The 20,992-nt window shown below is 55.2% G+C and carries 13 protein-coding genes; 11 read left to right on the top strand and 2 right to left on the bottom strand.

Features of this window, described 5'->3' with window-relative positions; all coding sequences use genetic code 11:
• Window positions 1–22 precede the first annotated feature (22 nt).
• From IE090_RS02660 to IE090_RS02615, 10 genes are all read left to right on the top strand, one after another.
• Window positions 23–3,493 (top strand): ATP-binding protein, encoded by a 3,471-nt coding sequence (locus tag IE090_RS02660; protein WP_189386780.1) that lies wholly within the window; start codon window positions 23–25, stop codon window positions 3,491–3,493.
• On the top strand, window positions 3,490–4,746 hold the full coding sequence (locus IE090_RS02655) for an ABC transporter substrate-binding protein (protein WP_189386779.1): 1,257 nt from the start codon (window positions 3,490–3,492) through the stop codon (window positions 4,744–4,746). The genes IE090_RS02660 and IE090_RS02655 overlap by 4 nt, the downstream gene beginning before the upstream one ends.
• A 45-nt stretch (window positions 4,747–4,791) precedes the next feature.
• Complete coding sequence (locus IE090_RS02650) at window positions 4,792–7,353, top strand: hybrid sensor histidine kinase/response regulator (RefSeq protein WP_189386778.1); 2,562 nt, start codon at window positions 4,792–4,794, stop codon at window positions 7,351–7,353.
• Between the two features lie 268 nt (window positions 7,354–7,621).
• Window positions 7,622–8,989: a 30S ribosomal protein S12 methylthiotransferase RimO gene (gene rimO / locus IE090_RS02645; RefSeq protein ID WP_189386777.1), complete on the top strand. Its 1,368-nt coding sequence runs from the start codon at window positions 7,622–7,624 to the stop codon at window positions 8,987–8,989.
• A 201-nt stretch (window positions 8,990–9,190) separates the two neighbouring features.
• On the top strand, window positions 9,191–10,363 hold the full coding sequence (doeB2, locus tag IE090_RS02640) for a N(2)-acetyl-L-2,4-diaminobutanoate deacetylase DoeB2 (protein ID WP_189386776.1): 1,173 nt from the start codon (window positions 9,191–9,193) through the stop codon (window positions 10,361–10,363).
• Between the two features lie 261 nt (window positions 10,364–10,624).
• Window positions 10,625–11,881, top strand: coding sequence for an aspartate aminotransferase family protein (locus IE090_RS02635; protein WP_189386775.1), 1,257 nt, complete (start codon window positions 10,625–10,627; stop codon window positions 11,879–11,881).
• Window positions 11,882–11,883: 2 nt separating this feature from the next.
• A complete protein-coding gene (gene doeA, locus IE090_RS02630; RefSeq protein WP_189386774.1) occupies window positions 11,884–13,212 on the top strand; it encodes an ectoine hydrolase in 1,329 nt (442 codons plus the stop codon).
• Window positions 13,213–13,223: 11 nt separating this feature from the next.
• Window positions 13,224–14,594, top strand: coding sequence for an NAD-dependent succinate-semialdehyde dehydrogenase (locus IE090_RS02625; protein ID WP_189386773.1), 1,371 nt, complete (start codon window positions 13,224–13,226; stop codon window positions 14,592–14,594).
• A 145-nt stretch (window positions 14,595–14,739) separates the two neighbouring features.
• Entirely contained in the window at window positions 14,740–16,953 is a 2,214-nt protein-coding gene (locus IE090_RS02620; protein WP_189386772.1) for a DUF6351 family protein, read from the top strand.
• 37 nt (window positions 16,954–16,990) lie between these two features.
• On the top strand, window positions 16,991–17,278 hold the full coding sequence (locus tag IE090_RS02615; RefSeq protein WP_189386771.1) for a hypothetical protein: 288 nt from the start codon (window positions 16,991–16,993) through the stop codon (window positions 17,276–17,278).
• On the opposite strand, the gene IE090_RS02610 is transcribed toward IE090_RS02615, so the two are convergent.
• Window positions 17,269–17,907 carry an LON peptidase substrate-binding domain-containing protein gene (locus IE090_RS02610; RefSeq protein WP_189386770.1) on the bottom strand — a complete coding sequence of 213 codons (639 nt, stop codon included), beginning with the start codon at window positions 17,905–17,907 and terminating at the stop codon, window positions 17,269–17,271. The two genes, IE090_RS02615 and IE090_RS02610, sit on opposite strands and share 10 nt — an antisense overlap.
• A 202-nt stretch (window positions 17,908–18,109) precedes the next feature.
• Here IE090_RS02610 and IE090_RS02605 point away from each other — a divergent pair, with 202 nt between their 5' ends.
• The gene (locus IE090_RS02605; RefSeq protein ID WP_189386769.1) at window positions 18,110–20,290 is read left to right on the top strand and encodes a DUF6351 family protein; all 2,181 of its coding nucleotides are present in this window, start codon (window positions 18,110–18,112) and stop codon (window positions 20,288–20,290) included.
• Between the two features lie 81 nt (window positions 20,291–20,371).
• Here IE090_RS02605 and IE090_RS02600 read toward each other — a convergent pair whose 3' ends face one another.
• Window positions 20,372–20,932, bottom strand: a complete 561-nt coding sequence (locus tag IE090_RS02600) for a DUF3833 domain-containing protein (RefSeq protein WP_189386768.1) — start codon at window positions 20,930–20,932, stop codon at window positions 20,372–20,374.
• Between the last annotated feature and the right edge of the window lie 60 nt (window positions 20,933–20,992).

Raw genomic sequence — 20,992 nt, 5'->3', positions numbered from 1 at the left:
ACAGATATCAGGGAGAGAACTCATGATCACCGAGCCATCACTGCTGACCGACAGCAAAGATATGCGATTCCGCTTTGCCCAAAACATCTTTGCCGTCATCGTGGTATCGGCATTGCTGCTACTGGGGTTGGAGCAGTACCACTATTACGAAGCGCGCCAGCGCTTGCTGGAGGCGTTGCCACAGCAACAACAGCAAGCCGGCGACGTGCTGCAACGGAACATACAACAAGCATACAACTACCTGAGCTTTATTCATGCCACACCGCCCGTGGCCGCCTTGGTGAGAAGCACCCAAAATGGTGGGGTGGACCCTGCCAGCGGATCGACCCAAACCCAGTGGCAACAGCGTCTGCAGCAGATTCTATCGGCCTATATGAGCCACCACGGTGACATTCACACCATCCGCTACACCACTTACGACGGCGAAACTCTGGCGTTCATTAGTCGCCACTCAGGGGACCTAACGAGCCATGGCAGCAACCGCCATGTTGAAGCCGCCACTTGGCCAACCCTTAAGCCTGGGCAGTTTTATGTATCTGCGCCTTATCTGGCCAGGCGCCAGCAACAGCTGGTGTATCCGTTATGGCCAGCGCTGCAAATCGCACTGCCGGTATTCGATAGCGACAAATCGCAACCATTCGGATATCTGAGCTTTACGCTGGATGCCACGTCCTTATTGCAACAGTTGCGTACCAGCGTCGCCTCCCCCTACCAGCTACTGGTCACCGATCAACGCGGTCACTTTCTACTGCACCCACAGCGCGACTGGGAGTTCGCGCACGAGCTCGGCAGCGCCAAGCGCTGGCAACAGCAATACCCAAGCGCAAACAGCCGCCCCATCAGTGCCGGCATTCAAGCGTTCGAGCACGAGGGTAACCGCTTTTACTGGCGTGAGCAGAGGCTGCCATTAGGCTCACCCGAGCTGGGCCGCCAGCTCGTGCTATACACCCGCTTGCCCGAGGCCGGTATCTGGCAGGAGGTGCAGCAACGCCGTGGTACCGCACTGATCGTGACTTCTGTGCTGATTGGTCTCGTGCTGATGTTTATGCTCGGCTACCAGCGGTTTGTCGCTACCCGCCTACGTTGGCTGGCGGCCCAAGCACAGCTACTAGCCGTCGTTGAAAACGCCAACGATGCCGTCGTCATGCTCGGACTCGATGGCACCATTATCAGTGCCAATCGCGCGACTGAAAGTCTGTTTGGTCAGCACCAAGCCAGCCTGATGGGTCAGTCTGTGCACGGAACGCTGCTACCAGAGGACAGCGATAGCCCGACAGAACAGCAGCTACGGCAAGCATTGCAGCAGCGCCGAGCGCTCAAAGTTCAAACGTCAGGGTGTTATGAAGACCACACTTTTCCCCTCGCGCTAACTCTGATGCCCATTGTTGCGGCAAATGGGCGCTATATAGGTGCTTCACTGACACTGCATGACCTGAGCGAGCAGTCCGTACTGACCGAGCGGCTACAGCAACAACATCGACAACAGTTAAAACAACAGCAGCAACAGTTACAGGATACGCAGCAGGCTCTGACGGATGCTCGTCAGCTCAACAAAAGCAAAGAGCGTCTATTGGCGGCCATCAGCCATGAGATTCGCACCCCCATGAACAGCATCCAAGGTGTGCTTAACCTACTCGCCAAAGGCCCTTTAAACGCTGATCAGCAGCACTATGTGCAAATGGCCAGCAGCAGCATGCAGCACGCCGCCCAGCTGATAAACGATGTGCTGGATTATGCCAAGGTGCGCTCAGGCAACCTGTTTATCGAAGAGGTCGAATACAGCCTGACCGCGGTGCTCACACCAGTCGTTAAACGTCATGCCGAACAAGCCTTCAACAAGGGGCTAACACTTTTATGGGACACCTCATCGCTGGCATATGACCGCGTGCGCGGCGACCCTACCCGACTACGACAAGTGGTCGACAACCTTTTATCCAATGCCGTCAAGTTCACTCGTCATGGCTATGTGTATATGGAAATCAGCAGCGCAGAAGCACAGGACTATGGTATCGAGCTGCATTGCCGCATACGCGATACCGGCATAGGCCTGGAGCCGGACCAACAACAACATCTATTCTCAGCGTTTGATGAGAAAGACCAGCACCTGCATGAGCGCCTCGGTGGTGTTGGTCTCGGGTTAGCCCTAAGCCAGCGCCTGTGCCAACTGATGGGCGGCGAAATCACCGTGAACAGTCAGCCAGAACAAGGTAGCTGCTTCGAGTTTTCCCTCAATGTCAGCGCCGCCTCAGGCAACTGCCACCACCCATTACACCGCGATGGCGGCTACGCCGATAGCCGCTGGTTGTTGCGCCTAGATGATGGCTTGCAAGCCGATGTCTTGGCGCGCATGATTCGACGGCGCGGCGGCGATGTCGTAATCGCTGATGGCGGTGAGAACAGTGCCGATTTTGATGTACTCATTACCGAGGTACGCTACCTCAGCGACTATGCTTCGGCACTGCAAAGCAAAACGTCTACCCATGTCATGGCTCTCACCCCGCCTGGCCATTTAGGCAATACGCTACCGGATGGCTTGCGTCTGATCGAGTTACCGCAACCAGTTACCCAAGAAGAACTGGCCCTAGCCTATATCCACGCCAACGGTGATGCCTGCAGCGAAGCCATTCTTAGCTCTCAGACTGGGCTAGCTGACAGCCAGCGCTTCCAGCAACAACGGGTACTGGTGGTCGACGATGATGACGTCAATCTGGAGGTAGTAAGCAGCCTGCTGAGCGATATGGGCCTGCGCTGTGATACCGCAAATCATGGCGGTGCCGCACTCGAGCGGCTAGTGCACAGTGAGCTGTTTGACCCTTATTTGCTGATCCTAATGGATTGCCAAATGCCCCTGATTGATGGCTACAGTGCTACCCGACGCATTCGCCAAGGCGAAGCCGGGGCACGCTACGAGCAAATCCCCGTGATTGCGGTGACCGCGGCGGCCCAACCGGAAGATCGCCAGCGCTGTATCAGTGCTGGCATGAACGACTACATCGTCAAGCCGATGGCAGCTGATCAACTACGTCACCTGCTCAGCCAATGGCTCGAACGCCATACGCGCCCCTTAATGCCCCCACCTGCCAGTCAACCGCAAACCAACCCCCTGCCGACGAGCGAGACTACCACCACAAGCAACGCCCGCTCAGGCCAAGTGTGGGATAAAGACGGAGCCCTGCAACGGCTTAATCATAACGCTTCGCTGTTGCGACGTGTGGTTGAGCTGTTTCAGCAAAAAGCCAATCAGCAATTACTTACTCTCAGTCTCAATCACGGTGACCTTACTTCGCAGGCGGCCACGGTGCATACCCTGAAAGGCGCCAGTGCCAACGCCGGTGCCGAGCAGCTTAGCCAGCGTTTGCAACAGTTACAGCAGGCGCTGGAGCAAGAGCAAGCACAACCGGCGCAGGTGCTATTGGAGCAAGCCAAAACCGATTATCGAGCCTTCATCGACGCCGTTGCCAACGACAGCAACATAGCGGGGAGCGACCTATGACAACCACGCTCTCGCGCCGACAACTCATCAAAGGTCTGATCACAGGCGCCAGCGCCGTCGCCGCGCCATGGGTGCATACCGCTGGCAAGCCTAAGGTCAGAGTATTGGGTACCCATGTCACGCTGCAGGAAACCATACGTCAGCAAGCCATGCAGGACCTCAATATCGACCTGGTATTCGAGCCACGAGGCAGTGCAGCGGTACTGCAAAAAGCCTCCATGCACCCAGAAGCGTTCGACTTGTATGAGCAATGGTCCAATAGCCTAGGCGTACTGTGGCGTTCTGGTGCCATTCAAGGTATTGATAAACGCCGCATTCACTATTGGGATGAACTCAATGATTTAAGCAAAACAGGCAAACTCAGTGCCGACGCCAACCTAGGTGCTGGCGATGCGCCCTATCGCATTCTGCATATACAGCCCAATGGCGAACTGGGCATCGAGCATACCGACACACTCAGTTTTTTACCCTACGTGCACAATGTGGATTCCTTCGGCTACAACACTGAGTTCATTGCGCCCGGCATTCCCTACCAAACCGAAAGCTGGGGCTGGCTATTGGAACCGCGTTATCGCGGCCAGGTGGGCATTGTCAACGCACCGGCCATTGGTCTGTTTGATTTGGCGTTAGCGGCGCAGGCGCAGGGGCTGTTCGAGGTCGATGACATCGGCAATATGAACCGCACCGAACTGAACCGGCTGTTTGATATTCTTTTTGCGTACAAACGCGACGGCCATTTCAGTGGCTTCTGGACTTCTGTACCTGAGTCGGTGGACTTTATGGCCTCGGGTCGTGTGGTGATTGAAAGCATGTTTTCACCGGCGGTGGCTAGCCTAAATAGCCGCAATATCCCTGTGATTTATGCCGCGCCTAAAGAAGGCTATCGCGGCTGGCACGGTGTTATGTGTTTATCGTCTAACACCACAGGGCGCATCAAAGACGCCGCTTACGACTACATGAACTGGTGGCTATCCGGCTGGCCCGGTGCCTTTATCGCTCGCCAAGGTTATTACATCTCCAACCCACAGCGCTCGCGCCAGTATCTGAGCAAGGCAGAGTGGGACTATTGGTATCAAGGTCTGCCTGCCGCCACGGCGCTGCCTGGCACCGACGGTGCAATCGCCGTAAAAGCCGGTGAAGTCCGTACAGGTGGTAGCTATGTAAGGCGCTTTAGCAATGTCGCGGTTTGGAACACCGTCATGCCAACCTATGACTACAGTTTGCAGAAATGGTATGAGTTTATCAGCAGCTAGTATCCTGACTCAGGACGCAAGGCCAATGCTAGGGAAGCTGCCACCATGTCGTTAAAGCAGCAAATTCTGCTCTTGCTGGCGGCCATTGTGGCCAGCTTGAGCCTGCAAATCTTTCTTTCCTATCAAAATCAGCAAGCCTTGCTGCACGCCAACCAGCAAACCACCAATGCCTACATTGCTGCCGAGCATGTGTATATTCTGGAGCGCCATGTGCTGGATCTGCAGCGCAATGTACTGATCTATAAGCAAACGGCCAGCGCCAGCGCTGCACGTCGCTTCCAACAGATTTTAGCCGAGGTGTTTTCTCGCCTTGACCAGTTACAAGCCAACCCGCAGTTTCTTGAGTACCAGTCGATATTAGCGCGCATGCGTGAACACTTGCAGGACTATGGTGACAACTTCTCCGCCGTCACCCAAGGGCGCCAGCAGCAAGCACAGTGGGTAGCGCGCATTCGTCATCACAGCCTGCCAACGGTTTACCAACAGCTAAAGGGGTCAACGCTGGCCAACAGCCGCCTTGAGCAGCACTTTTATCAGTTTATTGCCACCTTTGATCACCAAGCCGCGGATGCCTTCACCGCCGAAATTCAGCGCTTACAATCGTCTCTGGCCAGTGACGCACTCTTGGCTCTTAACGATGAGTTCCGGCGCCTACGCCAGATCAACCGCGGCTATGTCTACCTAACCAATGTGGTGATGACAGGCTCCGCCAACGAGTTCTTACACCTCACTCGTCAATTACGCCAACGCACCAACGAACAACAGCAGCATGCAACAGCGCTAGCACTGCAAAGCAGTCAGAACATTCGCCAAAAAAATCGTCTGACGTCGGTGGCTGGGGTGCTGCTCACTGTGCTGGCGGCGGTATTTTTATTGCGCATGTTGATCCGCCCCATTCGCCGCCTAACCGATGTCTTCAGTACCCTAGCGCGCGATGGACAGATTTTGCCTTTAGGCGAGGTAAAGCGCAGTGACGAAATTGGTGCTTTGGCGCGGGCAGCGATGGTATTTCGGCAAAAAAATGAGCAAACCCGAGAGTTGCTGCACCAGTCTCAACAGCTCAATTACCGCCAAGAGCAACTCAATCAACAGTTAGAACAAGCCAAAGCGCGAGCCGAAAAAGCCACGGCGTTAAAAAGCGCTTTTCTGGCCAACATGAGCCACGAAATTCGCACCCCAATGAATGGCATCATGGGGCTGATTGACTTAACCCTGAAAACCCCACTGGGTGATAAACAGCGTTTTTATCTTGAAAAAGCCGCTTACTCTAGCCAACTCATGATGGGCGTCATCAACGATATTCTCGATTTTTCCAAAATTGAGGCCGGCAAGCTGGAGATCTGCCCAACCGACGTGGATTTAAACACCCTAGCCGAGCATGTCATTACTTTATTACTGCCCAAAGCACGCGAAAAATCGCTCATATTGAGGTTGCTGGTTCAGCCAGACTTGCCTGCCCATGTGCGGGCAGACCCACTGCGCTTGACACAGATCCTGCTTAATCTGGGCAATAACGCCATTAAGTTCACCCATCAAGGTCGGGTGGACATCCTACTGCAACAACAACAACAACAGCTGCTACTGACGGTACAAGACACCGGCATTGGCATGAGCGAGGAGCAGCTAAGCCGAGTATTTGAATCCTTTACCCAAGCGGACAGCTCTACCAGCCGACAATACGGTGGTACTGGGTTAGGGCTCTCTATCGTACGTCAGCTCACCGAGTTGATGGGTGGCACCATAGAGGTAACCTCCGAGCCAGACCAAGGCAGCCGTTTTCATGTCAGCCTGCCACTGGAGCCACTCAACGAGATGACCTTGCTTCCCGTCGACCTGTCACCGTCAACGCTTTTGGTATGCGACCAACCCAATCAAAGACAATTAGCGCCGGTAGGCATGTTTAAGCAGGTTGAGCTCATATCACTCAGCCAGATATCGCCGCAGCCAGAGTGCGAGCTTATTTTGCTGTGTATCCACAGCCAAGCCCAATATAACGATTGTCTGGCCTGGCTTAAGCAGCTTGCTGGCGACCATCACTTACCCGCTATTGGCCTGCTGCTCGACTGGCCCTGGCACCGCCAAATACCCGCGCCCAGAACAGCCAACATCCTGACTCAACCCTTTGCGCCACAAGCCCTGACGCGTTTTATTCGCACGCTCACTGGCGACATTAGCGCTGGTGTCGAAGCCAGCAGTGATAGCCCACCGCCCAGCATTCGCCTTCAAGGTCAAGTGTTGGTCGTGGAAGATAACCCCATCAATCAGCTGGTCGCTACCAGCATGCTCGGAGAGCTAGGCTTGACCTACGAGCTGGCCGAAAATGGCGAAGAAGCCATTGCCATGCTGAATGTTCACCCATATGACCTAGTGCTGATGGACATTCAAATGCCGGTTATGGATGGCTACGAAGCGACCCGCTTGATTCGCAGTATGGGGTTTAATCAGATGCCCATCTACGCCATGTCCGCCAATGCCCTGCAAAAACACATTGACCAGGCCCTGCAAGCCGGAATGAATGGCTATTTAGTCAAGCCCGTCGAGTTTGATCAGTTAGCCAGCGTCCTGCGCCAACATTTACCTACTGCAGACCAAGGCACGTCTGAATAATTCTGCACAGCTCTGCGCCAGTGCAACAGGCCGTCAGCGGGCCATTCAAGTTCTCTGGCGAAGCGTACTTCACAGGCAATGGGGGGTCATTAGCAAGAGGCTGAGCGCAGCGACGGAGTTGGAAGCAGGCGCCAAGGTATGCACACCATGGCCTACACTTCGGCATAGGCGTAAAGGTACCGAACTATTCAGACCTTGCCGACTCGCGGCTAGCCGCTCAACTTGGTGTCTGTATAATCGCCGCCATCAACCAACGTGATGGCTTGCAATGAAAGACAATCAACCTTCCAACCTGATTCAATCAGAACAGTCCAACAGCGGTCGTGTCGGCTTTGTATCCCTCGGCTGCCCGAAAGCACTGGTCGATTCCGAGCGCATTCTCACGCAACTGCGCATGGACAATTACGACGTGGTGAACAGCTACAACGACGCCGACGTGGTGGTGGTCAACACCTGTGGCTTTATCGACGACGCCAAGCAAGAGTCGCTGGATGCCATTCGCGAAGCCATGAATGAAAATGGCAAAGTCATCGTTACTGGCTGCATGGGCAAAGGCAAAGACGCTGAGCTGATTCGCGAACAAAACCCAGATGTATTGGCCGTCACTGGCCCGCAGGCCTATGAAGAAGTGATGGAAGCCGTGCACCAGTGGGTGCCGCCGGTGGCCAAAGATCACGACCCCTTTACTGATTTGGTGCCACCGCAAGGCGTCAAGCTGACACCGCGCCATTATTCGTATTTGAAGATTTCCGAAGGCTGCAACCACAGCTGCACGTTCTGCATCATTCCCGCCATGCGTGGCAAGCACGTCAGCCGGCCCATTGGTGACGTACTGGATGAAGCCAAGCGCCTGGTAGCCGCCGGCACCAAAGAGCTGTTGGTCATTTCACAAGACACCTCGGCTTATGGTGTCGATATGAAATTCCGCACTGGCTTTTGGGATGGCAAACCGGTCAAAACCCGCTTGTATGACCTGTGCAACGAGCTCGGCAACTTAGGCGCTTGGGTACGCCTGCACTACGTTTACCCCTACCCGCACGTGGACGACATCATGCCGCTGATGGCGGAGGGGAAAATCCTGCCGTATTTGGATATTCCTTTCCAACACGCCAGCCCACGCGTGCTCAAGCTGATGAAGCGCCCAGCACACTCTGAGAACACCCTGGAACGCATCAAAGCCTGGCGCCAGCAGGTGCCCAACCTGGTATTGCGCTCCACCTTTGTGGTCGGTTTTCCCGGTGAAACCGAAGAAGACTTTCAGATTCTGCTCGACTGGCTGGATGAAGCCGAGCTCGACCGCGTTGGCTGCTTTAAATACAGCCCAGTCGACGGCGCCAAAGCCAACGACCTCCCAGACCATGTGCCGGAAGACGTGCAACAAGAGCGTTGGGAGCGCTTTATGGCCAAAGCGCAAGAAATCAGCGCGCGCAAGTTGCAACGTAAAGTGGGCCAGCGCATGACGGTGTTGGTCGATGAAGTCGATGAAGAAGGCGCCATTGCCCGCTCGCCGGCAGATGCCCCCAACATTGATGGCATGGTTTACCTCAATGGCTTCCATGATTGCCAGCCCGGCGATTTTATCGAAGTCGAAGTCGAGCACGCCGACGATTACGACCTCTGGGCCAGCCCAGTTTAAGCCCTACCCTGGTGCGGGCATCGCCTGATGCCCGCTCACCATACCCGCTTCACACATACCCGCTTCACACATACCCGCTTCACACATAGCCGCTTCACACATACCCGCTTCACACATAGCCGCCCACACACAGCCGCTCATACAAGTCATGTCATGCAAGCCACTGGCAGAGCCGTTACACTGGCAGCAAAGGAGGTAGCTATGACCGAGCAAACCACATGGGCCCAGATCCTGGATCAGGCCATCGCTTTTCGCCACCAGCTGCACCAGTCACCCGAGCTGACTTGGCAGGAAGAACGCACCACCCAACGTATTCGCCAGCAATTGGACCAACTCGGCATCGTCTGGCGCGAATGCGGTAAGCATGGCACCGTCGCAACCCTGGCCGCCGACCGCTCTGGCCGCCACGTTGGCCTGCGCGGCGATATCGATGCCCTACCCATCCATGAAGCCTGCGATGTGCCGTTTAAATCACAAACCGAAGGCACCATGCACGCCTGCGGCCACGACGGCCATACCGCGGCGCTATGGGCAACAGCGGCATGGCTTAAGCAGCATGAAGACACCCTACAAGGGCCGGTGAGTTTTCTGTTTCAGCCCGCCGAAGAAGGCGGCCATGGCGCGGAATCCATGATTCAACACGGCGCATTGAACGGCATTGATGTGATTTTCGGCTGGCATAATTGGCCAGCCATGCCCTTTGGCCAAGCCGTGTGCCCAGATGGGCCAGTGATGTCGGGCAACGGCACTTTCACAATTGAAGTCATCGGCAAGGGCGGCCATGCCAGCCAGCCAGAGCTGTGCAAAGACCCCGTGGTGGCCGCAGCGGCAATTACCTTAAACCTGCAGCAAATCATCTCGCGCCAACTGCCGCCGCAAGCCGCTGCAGTGGTGAATGTTTCGTCCATTGAAGCGCCCAGCGCCAGCACCGTCATTCCCGAAACTGCCAAATTAAGCGGCAGCATTCGTCTATCGGACCCTAGCCTGCGCAGCCGTATCAACGACGCCATTGTTCAAATCAGCCAAGACACCGCACGAGCCTACGGCGTAGAAGCCCAAGTACAATGTGAAGCGCGCTATGACGCCACCATTAACCATGCTGAAGCCGCCGGTGAGTTTCGCCAGGCCTTGGCAGCGGAACTGGGCGATGACTGGCGCAGCACCGCCCTGGCCGTGCCCATCATGGCATCGGAGGATTTCAGCTACTACTTGCAACAAATTCCGGGCGCCTTTGCCCTGATTGGCATGCACGATGACGAAAAATTCCATCATCCTTGTCACAGTCCGCATTACCAATTCAACGACCAGCTCATAGAGCAAGTCGTGCGCTGCTTTGCCCGTTTGTGTCAGGCGCCCTTGCCTTGCAAGGATTAACCCTCACGCCTGTACTGCCGTTTCGTGGCCATAGGTTTTGTTTACTATTTAGTCAAAAGTCATTAGGCCCCTAAAAATCGGGGCCTGTTTGGTCTGTTGCAGCACCAGATTTGCGCAACTACCTTGGTGGAGAGCTTCGTCGGACAGCCACGAAGCCTCCCCGGAAGTCACAGCAACCGGAGCGTTGCTCACTGACTCGAGTAGTCGGGTTTAGTAATCGGCCATATCTGCTGGCCGTCGACAACTTCGGAGGTGGTGATCATGCAAATTTTTGAACAGTGGGAATCGGACATCCGCGGCTATTGCCGGGCTTACCCCACGGTGTTTAAAACGGCACAAAATGCAATACAAACGGATGAAAACGGCAAGCAATACATCGACTTCTTTGCCGGTGCCGGCGTGCTCAACTTTGGCCACAACAACCCACGCATGAAAGAAGCCATCATTCGCTACATCGAATCCGATGGCGTCGCTCACAGCCTGGATATGTATACCACCGCCAAGCGCGAGTTTATTGAGAGCTTTGTTGAGCGGGTATTAAAACCACGCGGCATGCAGCACAAGATGCAGTTTATGGGCCCTACGGGCACCAATGCCGTTGAAGCCGCTCTTAAAATCGCCCGCCGTGTTACTGGACGGCAGAACGTTGTCGCCTTTTCACAAGGCTTTCATGGCATGACCTTAGGGGCCCTGGCCTGCACCGCCAATCAGTATTTCCGCGGCGCCGCTGGCGTGCCACTCAACCACGTTCAACATGCCCCGTTTGAAAACACCATGGGCTGTGGCATGGGTTGCTTAAAGACCTTGCGCCAAGGTTTCGAAAACAGCTCCAGCGGCTATGAGCAGCCGGCGGCGTTTTTGGTGGAGGCCATTCAAGCCGAGGGCGGCGTTAATGTGGCCAGCCAAGAGTGGCTATTAGAGCTGCAGCAGCTGGCTCGCGACACCGGTGCACTGTTAATTATTGATGACATTCAAGCTGGCTGCGGCCGCACCGGCTCTTATTTCAGTTTCGATGGCATGGGTCTAGACCCAGACATTGTGTGCCTGGCCAAAGGCATCGGCGGCTTTGGCACCCCCATGGCGCTTAATTTGACCAAACCCGAATACGACAAACACTGGAATCCAGGTGAGCACACCGGCACCTTTCGCGGCCAAAACTTGTCGTTTATCGCCGGCACCGTAGCGCTGAGCTACTTCGCCGACGATGAGCTGATGACGCAAACCCAGCGCTACGGTGAGCAAATGGCCACTTTCCTGCGCGGCATTCGTGATAAATACCCGCAACACGGGTTTGACGTGCGCGGCAAAGGCATGATGCAAGCCATCGACCTGATGGATGGAGCCCTGGCTAAGCGAGTGCAAACCTTATGCTTCGAGCGTGGCCTGTTGATTGGCCCGTGCGGTGTGGGTGGCCGCGTGGTGAAGCTGATTCCACCGCTGACCATTGAAGCTGACAACCTTGAACGCGGCCTCAACATCCTAGCCGACGCCATCGATACCGCCATCGGGGAGGACTAATCATGCGTGAACGCGATGACATGACCTTTCCGTTTAGTGAGTATGAGCGCCGTATTCGTGAATTGCGTGAGCGCATGCAAGAGCGCCTGCTGGATGCGGTAATCATCTCCGACCCAGAAAATCTGATGTATTTAACCGATTATCAGACCACGGGGTATTCCTTCTTCCAGGCCTTGGTCGTCCCCCTCGACGATGAGCCCTTTATGATCACTCGCAAGCTGGAAGAATCGAACATTCACGCCCGTACTTGGGTGGAAAAAACCCGGCCCTACCCAGACACCGGCGATGCCGTGCAAATGCTGATCGGCGCTTTGCGCGAGTTTGGCTTGCAAGGCAAAAACCTGGGCTATGAGCGCAACAGTTACTTCTTGCCGGCATACCATCAGGATCAAATCCACACCACCTTTACCGATGGCCGCCTGATGGACTGCTTTGGCATTGTCGAAGAAGGTCGGGCCGTCAAATCTGCGGTCGAGCTGGACGCCATGCGCAAAGCAGCCGTGGCGACTCGCGCCGGCATGCTCGCTGGCATCGAAGCCACTCAGCCAGGTGTGACAGAAAACGACATTGGCGCCGCCATCAGCGCGGCCATGTTTCGCGCCGGGGGCGAGCCGCCCGCCGTGATGCCCTACGTCACGTCCGGCCCGAGAACCATGATTGGCCACGCCACTTGGGAAGGTCGCGAAGTACAGCCAGGCGATCATGTCTTTCTGGAAGTCGGAGGCTGTTACCGTCGCTACCACACCGCCATGATGCGCACCGTCATTTGTGGTGAGCTGTCCGATGCCATGTTCAAAGCGCAAGAAACCATGAAATATGCCCTGCGCCGGGTCCGAGAGGAGCTGCGGCCAGGCATGACGGTGTCCGACGCCGACAATCTGGTGCGCACCATCATTGTCGATAATGACGTCGGCGCTCAGTTGATTACCCGCTCGGGCTATTCCATCGGCATTGCCTTCCCACCGAGTTGGGATGAAGGCTACATCGTCAGCTTGAAACAGGGCGACTCTGCCGTGCTCAGACCCGGCATGACCTTTCACATCATTCCTTGGATGTGGGGCGTGGAGGGCGATAAAACCTGTGGCATTTCCGACACCTTCTACATTACCGATGACGGCTGTGACTCCTTTTTTGCCGACGTTGAGCAAGACTTCGTGGTCAAACCCGGCAGTGGCGAGGCCAAGGTAGTAGATGACCGTGTCTCGCACATCGGCAACCCCAATAAACGGCCGATGAAGAAAAAGTCTAAAAAAGCAGAGCCATTGGCTGACCCCAAAGCACCGACCAAAACGGACGACATCGCCCCACGCGATCACTCAAACCCAGCCTGAAGGAGCAAACCATGCTGAATGTCATCAACCCGACCACCGGCCAGCCCTTGCATCAGTTTGCCGCTCTGACCAGCCAAGAGCTCAACGATCGCATCGCCTGCAGCAAAGAGGCCTATTCCAGCTGGAAACACACCAGCTTTGCAGAGCGTGGGCAGGTGTTAAAAGCGGTGGCCGCAGAGCTGCGTGCCGATCAAGAAAAATACGCCCTACTGATGACCGATGAAATGGGCAAGCCCATCAATGAGGCGCTGGGGGAAGTCGAAAAAGCCGCCTGGTGCGCCGAGCATTATGCCGACCACGCAGAGCAATATTTAGCCACACAAGCCTTGCCCTCGGATGCCAGCCTTAGCTATGTGCAGCATTTGCCCCTCGGGCCAGTGCTGGGCATCTTGCCCTGGAATGCTCCCTTTTGGCTGGCGTTTCGTTTTTGTGCGCCGGCGTTAATGGCTGGCAACACCTGCTTAATGAAACCCGACCCGCATGTGCCCGGCTGTGGCGAAGCGCTGCAGGAGGCCTTTTACAAAGCCGGCGCGCCGGCCAATATCTTTTTAAACCTGCCACTCAAAAATGACGACGTCGCCACCGCCATTCGCCACCCAGATGTGGTCGCCGTCTCCTTCACCGGCTCAAGCAACGCTGGCGCCAAAGTCGCCATGACCGCTGCGGCTGAGATCAAACCTTTTGTGCTGGAGCTCGGCGGCTCTGACCCGGCCATTGTGCTCAACGATGCCAACCTGGATGAGGCCATTCCCACCATCGCCCTGTCGCGCATCATCAATGCTGGCCAGTCCTGCATTGCCGCGAAGCGCATCATTGCCGAGGCCGGCGTCTACGACCAAGTCGTCGAGGGCGTAAAAACCGAGTTAGAGAAGTTGCCCGTCGGCGATCCACGCGATTCGGCCAACCGCATTGGCCCCATTGCCCGCGCCGACTTGCGCGATCAACTTGCCAGCCAGGTTGACCGCAGCATTGCCGCTGGCGCCCGCTGCCTACTGGGTGGCGAGCCCCTCAGTGGCGAAGGTTTTTTCTACCCAGTAACCTTATTGGCCGATGTCACCAATGACATGCCGGCCTGTCAGGAAGAAACCTTCGGCCCGGTAGCCGTGGTGTTAAAAGCCGACGACGCCGAGCATGCGCTGGCACTGGCCAACGACAGCCAATACGGTTTGGCGGCCGCCATCTGGACCAGCCGTGAGCGCGGCGAAGCCATGGCCGCGAAACTCGAAACCGGCCAGGTGGCCATCAATGGCATTGTCAAAACCGACCCTCGATTGCCCAGTGGCGGCATTAAGCGCTCAGGCATTGGTCGTGAGTTAGGCCCACATGGCATTCTGGAGTTTGTGAATGCTCAGCAAGTGTGGATTGGCCCTAAAACTAGCTAGAAAACCTCTGGCTAACATAGATAGAAGCCTGGGCTCCCAGGCTTCCCACTCCCCCCGCCCCAGCCGCCTGATTTTTTCATCATTGTCCTGATTTACCCCTCAGCCGACGACTTGCCGCACTAAACTGAAAGTTCAGGAGGGCACCATGTCACGCAAACTACTGATTCTGGTATTTCTTACACTGGCAGGCGGCAGCGGTTTTATTTACCAGTATTACTTAGAGCTGCGCCAGCAAATCGGCTTGGATCGTGATTTCCCCGTGGTGCAGGCAACGCCCCCCGGCAGCCAGCGCATTCTGCAGCCACCGTATCAGGGGCCACATCCGGCACTCAGCGCAAGGCCTGCAGAGACGTTTCAGTTTCCCATCGAGTACGGCGATATTGGCCCTGTCGCCCCCTTATTTGCCGGGCCGCCGCAGTACCCCTTTGCGTGCCAGAGTGAGGAGTCCAAACTCGGGCAACCGTTAATCGATAACCAGCAAGGCTGGGGCGTGCCGGTGTTTGCCGAAAACGACGAGGGCAAGCGCTCGGAGCTCATCATCGGCTACAGCAAAGACTGCTTACTGCCCACCCGGCTGCATTATTTATACGACCCGGCCGACCACGAGGGCCGCCGTTTACCAAAACGCGTTGACGGTCCAGTTCACGACGTACCGACCGATGCCCAGCAGGTGGTGCGCGTCGAAAGCGGCACCATTAACCGCCATATTTATCTGCTAATGATGCCTACCAGCCACGATGATCGCTTGCACCACCCCGATCTATCGCAGTGGAATCGCAAAGCCATTTATTATTTTCGCGGTGGCATTAGCATTGGTTTTCAGCAAGGCAAAGCCGACTTGCGCCGCATCATGCGCACCATGCGACCGGCTTTGCGTCAGGGCTATGCCGTACTGTTTTCGACCGCTACTGAAACCGACAACACGTATAACATTCGCTTGCAAGAAGACACTGCCTTGCGCCTGAAACGCCAGTTTTCCGCTCGCTATGGCGAGCCAGAGTTTGTCATCGGCCTAGGTGGTTCGGGCGGTGGGTTGCAGCAATTTTTATATGCCCAAAACCAGCCTGGCATTATCGATGGCGGCGTTGCGTTAATCGCCTACCCGGACATGGTGACGCAAATCCAATACACCTTGGATTGCGAACTGCTGGAATATTATTTTGATCATTTAGCCAGTGATCGGGATGCTTGGCGCCAGCCTGAGATTCGCCAGGCGATCATGGGGTTGCCGGTAAGCAACCAATACCAACCCAGGTTGTCTTGGCTCACGGATGCGGCCTACCTGCTCCGAGGGCAATGGCCACCACCGCAGCCACCGGCGTCTGAATGCAGCAAAGGCTGGCGCGGCTCGGTGCCACTGGTCAATAACCCACGTTTTCATAGCGATTTTTACCGTTTTTCGCGCTCGGTACGCGAGCATACTTTTTGGACCCATTGGCAAGACAACCAAGACGTGTATGGCACCGACCAAGACGGCCGAGCACCATCCGTTTGGAGCAATGCGGGCGTTCAATATGGTTTACAGGCCTTACAACAGGGCCATATTAGCCCCGAACAATTTCTTGAATTAAATGCCCGCATTGGTGGCTGGAAACCCGCCAAAGACATGACCAATGCACGCTTTTGGCACGTCAGCGGTGACTCGCGCTTGTATCGATTCAGCCCTTATGGCGAGCACAACATGAGCCACTCGGGGCAGGTTATGGAGCTTGCTCCACGCTACCAGGGCAACTTGGCCGCCGCTAAAGCGGCCTATCAATCTGGCAATGTGTTTATGGGCAAGATGCAGATTCCAGTGATGGACGTGCGCATGTACCTGGACCATGAGCTCAATATTCATCACACTTGGGCGGCGGTGTCTACGCGCCAGCGGCTACTGAAGGCCGGCACCGATGCTCGCCTGCAACCCATTTGGATCAGCACCAAACCCTATAACCCCATGTGGGACGCCATCGCCGTGATGGACCAATGGCTCAGCGCCCAGCAAAACGGGCAAAGTCTGCTTCAAGCTAGGCCAGATGATGCCACCGATCGCTGCTTCGACGACCAAGGCCAGGTCATTGCCAGTGGCGCTGGGGTGTGGGATGGCGACTGGAATCAGCGCCCTAACGGCGCCTGTACTGAGCAGATGCCGTTTAACCAAGGCTCGCGCCAAGTGGCCGGCGAAGACATTGCTGGCACGGTCTTTCAGTGCCAGCGTCAGTCAGTTAAAGAAGCCATCGCCAGCGGTGTTTATCAGCCCGTCGATATGCGTCCTTATCAAGCCGAGTTAGAACGTATCTTTGCCGAGGGGGTGTGTGACTATGATCTACCGGATGCCGCTCTGCCGACCGGCTTACAAGCGCACCTCAGCCATTAATCTGTCTGCTATGATGACCAGGATTTAGGAGCACACCATGACCTTAACTGGGTTATTTTTAAGCCTTGCCGGCCAAGCGTTACTGGGATTTCTATTATGGTTTAGTGCCATCATTATTGGCACCTCGATTAACACAGACAGCCCCACCACCATCGAAATGCTGAACACTGCCATTTATGCCTTGCCCATATCAGCCGCCATTGCTGCGCTGGTGGTCATCTGCGGCTACCTTGTTGGCGGTGCGCGAGCGATTTATTTCGCCAATGCTCTGCCGCTGCTGGCTGCATTGATATACGCACTGTGGTTGGCCGTTGCTCAAGCCTGATTTAAAAGCTCCAAGGTGGTCTGTAAGCGCTGGTGAGCGCTGGGCATTTCCAATATGTGTTGCAACAGTTCGGCATCGAAGCGCACCAGACCAAACAGCTCAAAACTGAATGCACTGGCGTCTTTGTGCTGCCACTCTGGGGAGGTCAGCAACTGCTGCACGCCTTCCATGTCCGCCGCCAACGCCGCTAACCGATGCATGATTTTTTCTTTCAGCTGTTGATTTTCTTGCATTTCAGTATCAGTAGGTGAAATGTCGTTAAATACCTCAGCTTCATATACCTGATATGGCAGTAGTTGGCATTCACGCACGATGCGATAACGCTGCTCGATATGCACGTTCAAATACATGCGCCCGTCATCAGTGCGCTCGATCAGCTCGCACTGCCCGGCACTAACAACATCGTAAGGCCGGTAGGTCGCCTGATCTGAATTGAGCGCTTGTGCAACACTGTCATGGGCTTTGCCTTCGCTCAGCAACGCTTTGGTGTGGCAAATGGCCACCGGTGTTTGCGTCTCTAGACAGTGGGCAATCATGCGCCGATAGCGCGGTTCAAACACGTGCAGCGGAAATACGGTACCCGGAAAGGTCACACACTGTGGGATCGGAAAGAGGCATAGCTGTGTCATGACTTGTCCTTTTAATTGGATCTGTAAAGCATACCGACTTTACTCGCCATTCGTGCAAATAATTGACATTTCGCCACAGAGCGATATATCTGTGGTTTGCTTTTACATATCTACTGTCATGAGCCTCCACATTATGACTCGCCTGCGCGTATCATTGAGTTAATTCAGAGGCCATTTTCGAACTGATGCAAGGAGGCAGTCTGTGAACAGACTAATGCGCTGGGGCCTGCTATTGGTAGGCATTGTTGGCATCGCTGTTACCACGGGTTATTTCTGGTTAAAAAGCAGCCTAACCGAAACACTAAACTTGGAAACGCCTTGGCCGGGCGTCGTCGCCACCCCACCCAATGCTCTACAGGCTAATTTGCCAGCTTACAGCGGCCCTCACCCACGCACGATTAAACGCCCCACGGAGACCTATAGCTTCCCGATTCCATGGGGACAAAGCGGCCCGGCAGAACCTCTGTTTGCCGGTCAAAAACAATACCCATTTTTATGCCAAACGTTGGAGTCGGGGTTGGGCCAGCCCATCGCTGACAACCAACAGGGCTATGGCGTACCCGTCTACGCCGAGCATGACAGCGGAACATTAACAGACACCATTGTGGGCTACAGCCAAGACTGCCAACTGCCTACTCGACTGCATTATTTTTACGCTAACCAAGATGAGCCCAAACGGTTTAACGAAATAGAGCAGCCCCAAGCTGCCGACTTACTGCTGCGGGTAGAAACTGGCACTATTAACCGCTTTATTTATGCCTTGATCATCCCCACCACAACCGCAGACCAGCGCGATGCGCCCGACTTAAGCCGCTGGAATGGCCGCGCGATTTATCATTTTAAAGGCGCCATCGGCATTGGATTTCAACAAGGCAAAGCTCGCTTAAAACGCATTATGCGCGATATGCGCCCAGCTCTAGAGCAAGGCTATGCGGTGCTCTATTCCACCGGCAATGAAACCGACAACCTGTATAACATTACCCTGCAAGAAGATACTGCTTTGCGCGTTAAGCAGCAGTTTGTCGCGCGTTATGGCGAGCCACGTTACACCATTGGCATGGGGGATTCTGGCGGCGGTTTGCAGCAGTATTTATTGGCCCAAAATCGCCCTGGCTTAATCGACGGCGGTGTCGCCGTCATTGCCTATCCAGACATGGTCACACAAATCAGCTACGGCCTGGATTGTGAATTAATGGAGTATTATTTTGACCACCTCGCCGACGACAAAACATTTTGGCGCTCAGCCAAGCATCGCCACTATGTTCAAGGTTTAGCCTACAGCCCAACTCTCAGCCCCAGAGTGGAGTATTTAAATACCCTCGCCAGCTTACTGCGCTTTGAAATGCCACCACAGCACGATGGCGCTACGGAGTGCAATTATGCTTGGCGCGGCTCCACTGCATTAATTAATAACCCTAAATTTAATAGCCACTACCCGCGCTTTTCTACCGCCGTTAATGACAGCAATTTTTGGAGCCACTGGCAGGATAATCGCGATATCTATGGCACAGATGCAGGCGGCAGAGCGCCAGTGCCCTCCAGTAATGTTGGCGTTCAGTATGGTCTTAATGCCTGGAAAAATGGCCAGATCAATGCCGCCCAGTTTTTTGATTTAAATCGTAAAATCGGAAGCTGGAAAGCCCAAGCCGATATGCAGCAAGAACGCTTGTGGCTGGTGTCGGGTGATGATTCGCTGCGCCGCTACAGCCCGTATGGCGAGATGAATATGACCCATAATGGCAAAGCCATGGCACTGGCACCGCGCCGTCATGGCAGCCTAGAAGCCGCACAGGGTGCCTATGCCAGCGGTGATGTTTTTATTGGCAAGCTTGATATTCCCATTATTGATGTTCGCCCATACCGCGACCCACAGTTAGACATTCACCACAGCTGGTCAGCCATTTCTGCGCGCGCACGCATCATGGCCGCTAATCAAGGAAAGCACCAACGGCAGACGATTTGGATTAGCCACAGAAGTTATGATGCCCGTTGGGACGCTTTGCAGGCCATGAGTCGCTGGCTGGACAACCTAACGGATAATGATGCCAGCACCATTCCGCCGTATGCCGAAGATCGCTGCCTCGATGCCAACGGCGAGCTAATTGCCAGCGGCAATGATGTATGGAACGGCGACTGGAACCAGCAAGCACCCGGACGCTGTACCCAAGCATTCCCGTTTTACGAGAGCACGCGCCAAGCCGCTGGGGACGACAGCCGCGCCAGCACACTTTTCTGCCAGCTAATTCCGGTATCACAGGCCATCAGCAGCGGTTTATACGCACCCTTAGATGCCAGCGCTTATCAGAGCGAACTAGAAGCCACCTTCCCTGACGGCGTGTGTGATTACCGACAGAGCGACCGAGCTGCGCGGTTAGTAAACTAGCCGATCTGGCAATGGACTACACCAGTAGGCGATCAGCCGCTGTGCGTTAATTCTGGCCCTTACTCAGGTATATTAGTGTGTCTACTTAATACACTCATGCCCGTCATCCACCTTGCGCATCACCAGTAGTACTTGGCCCACATCAAAGCCCCATTTGCTCATGGTGGTTTCATTCACCACCACGCCGTCAGCGACTTTAAACATCCAATCGTCCATGGTGAGATCGATGGTGTCGCCCGGCTCGCCGTAGCGCAGCGTGTAGTTCATATGAATGGCGTTGCCGGCAAAATTCATCACGGTCGGTTCAGGCACATCATTGGCTTTAGCACGGTAAGCCCGTTGACCATCGGCGTTGGTGATGGGGGTTAAGGTCCAGATGCGGGTTTCGCGGCCATCATCAAACTGAAAAATCTCATCCAAAGTGCCAACGCCCTGTTCATCCCAGGTGGCGATGATGCTGGCGTTAAACTGGCGAATCTGCTCGCCTTTCCAGTCGCGCACCACGCCATCAGCACACAGTTTGCCATCGAAAAACTCACGCGGGTCAAGCGTTGGTTGGCGCTCGGCATAGTCTTGCACTGACACTGACGAGCAGGCCGACAGCAGCAATGGCGCGGTTAGGGCAAGCATCCACTTGTACATGGCGTATCCTCTTAAGTTTGCGATCTGAGAAAGCTAAACTAAGCAGACCATTAGCCAGCT

Origin of the sequence: Bacterioplanes sanyensis, from assembly GCF_014652515.1 — a bacterium.
GTDB lineage: Bacteria > Pseudomonadota > Gammaproteobacteria > Pseudomonadales > Oceanobacteraceae > Bacterioplanes > Bacterioplanes sanyensis.
The sequence above is the reverse complement of the archived record's forward strand: the minus strand, read 5'-3'. Positions and strand labels throughout refer to the sequence as shown.

Bases quoted from the DNA above. Each gene is read 5' to 3' on its own strand.
- IE090_RS02660 (WP_189386780.1), top strand. From the start codon at position 23: ATGATCACCGAGCCATCACTGCTGACCGACAGCAAAGATATGCGATTC.
- IE090_RS02655 (WP_189386779.1), top strand. From the start codon at position 3,490: ATGACAACCACGCTCTCGCGCCGACAACTCATCAAAGGTCTGATCACA.
- IE090_RS02650 (WP_189386778.1), top strand. From the start codon at position 4,792: ATGTCGTTAAAGCAGCAAATTCTGCTCTTGCTGGCGGCCATTGTGGCC.
- rimO (WP_189386777.1), top strand. From the start codon at position 7,622: ATGAAAGACAATCAACCTTCCAACCTGATTCAATCAGAACAGTCCAAC.
- doeB2 (WP_189386776.1), top strand. From the start codon at position 9,191: ATGACCGAGCAAACCACATGGGCCCAGATCCTGGATCAGGCCATCGCT.
- IE090_RS02635 (WP_189386775.1), top strand. From the start codon at position 10,625: ATGCAAATTTTTGAACAGTGGGAATCGGACATCCGCGGCTATTGCCGG.
- doeA (WP_189386774.1), top strand. From the start codon at position 11,884: ATGCGTGAACGCGATGACATGACCTTTCCGTTTAGTGAGTATGAGCGC.
- IE090_RS02625 (WP_189386773.1), top strand. From the start codon at position 13,224: ATGCTGAATGTCATCAACCCGACCACCGGCCAGCCCTTGCATCAGTTT.
- IE090_RS02620 (WP_189386772.1), top strand. From the start codon at position 14,740: ATGTCACGCAAACTACTGATTCTGGTATTTCTTACACTGGCAGGCGGC.
- IE090_RS02615 (WP_189386771.1), top strand. From the start codon at position 16,991: ATGACCTTAACTGGGTTATTTTTAAGCCTTGCCGGCCAAGCGTTACTG.
- IE090_RS02610 (WP_189386770.1), bottom strand. From the start codon at position 17,907: ATGACACAGCTATGCCTCTTTCCGATCCCACAGTGTGTGACCTTTCCG.
- IE090_RS02600 (WP_189386768.1), bottom strand. From the start codon at position 20,932: ATGTACAAGTGGATGCTTGCCCTAACCGCGCCATTGCTGCTGTCGGCC.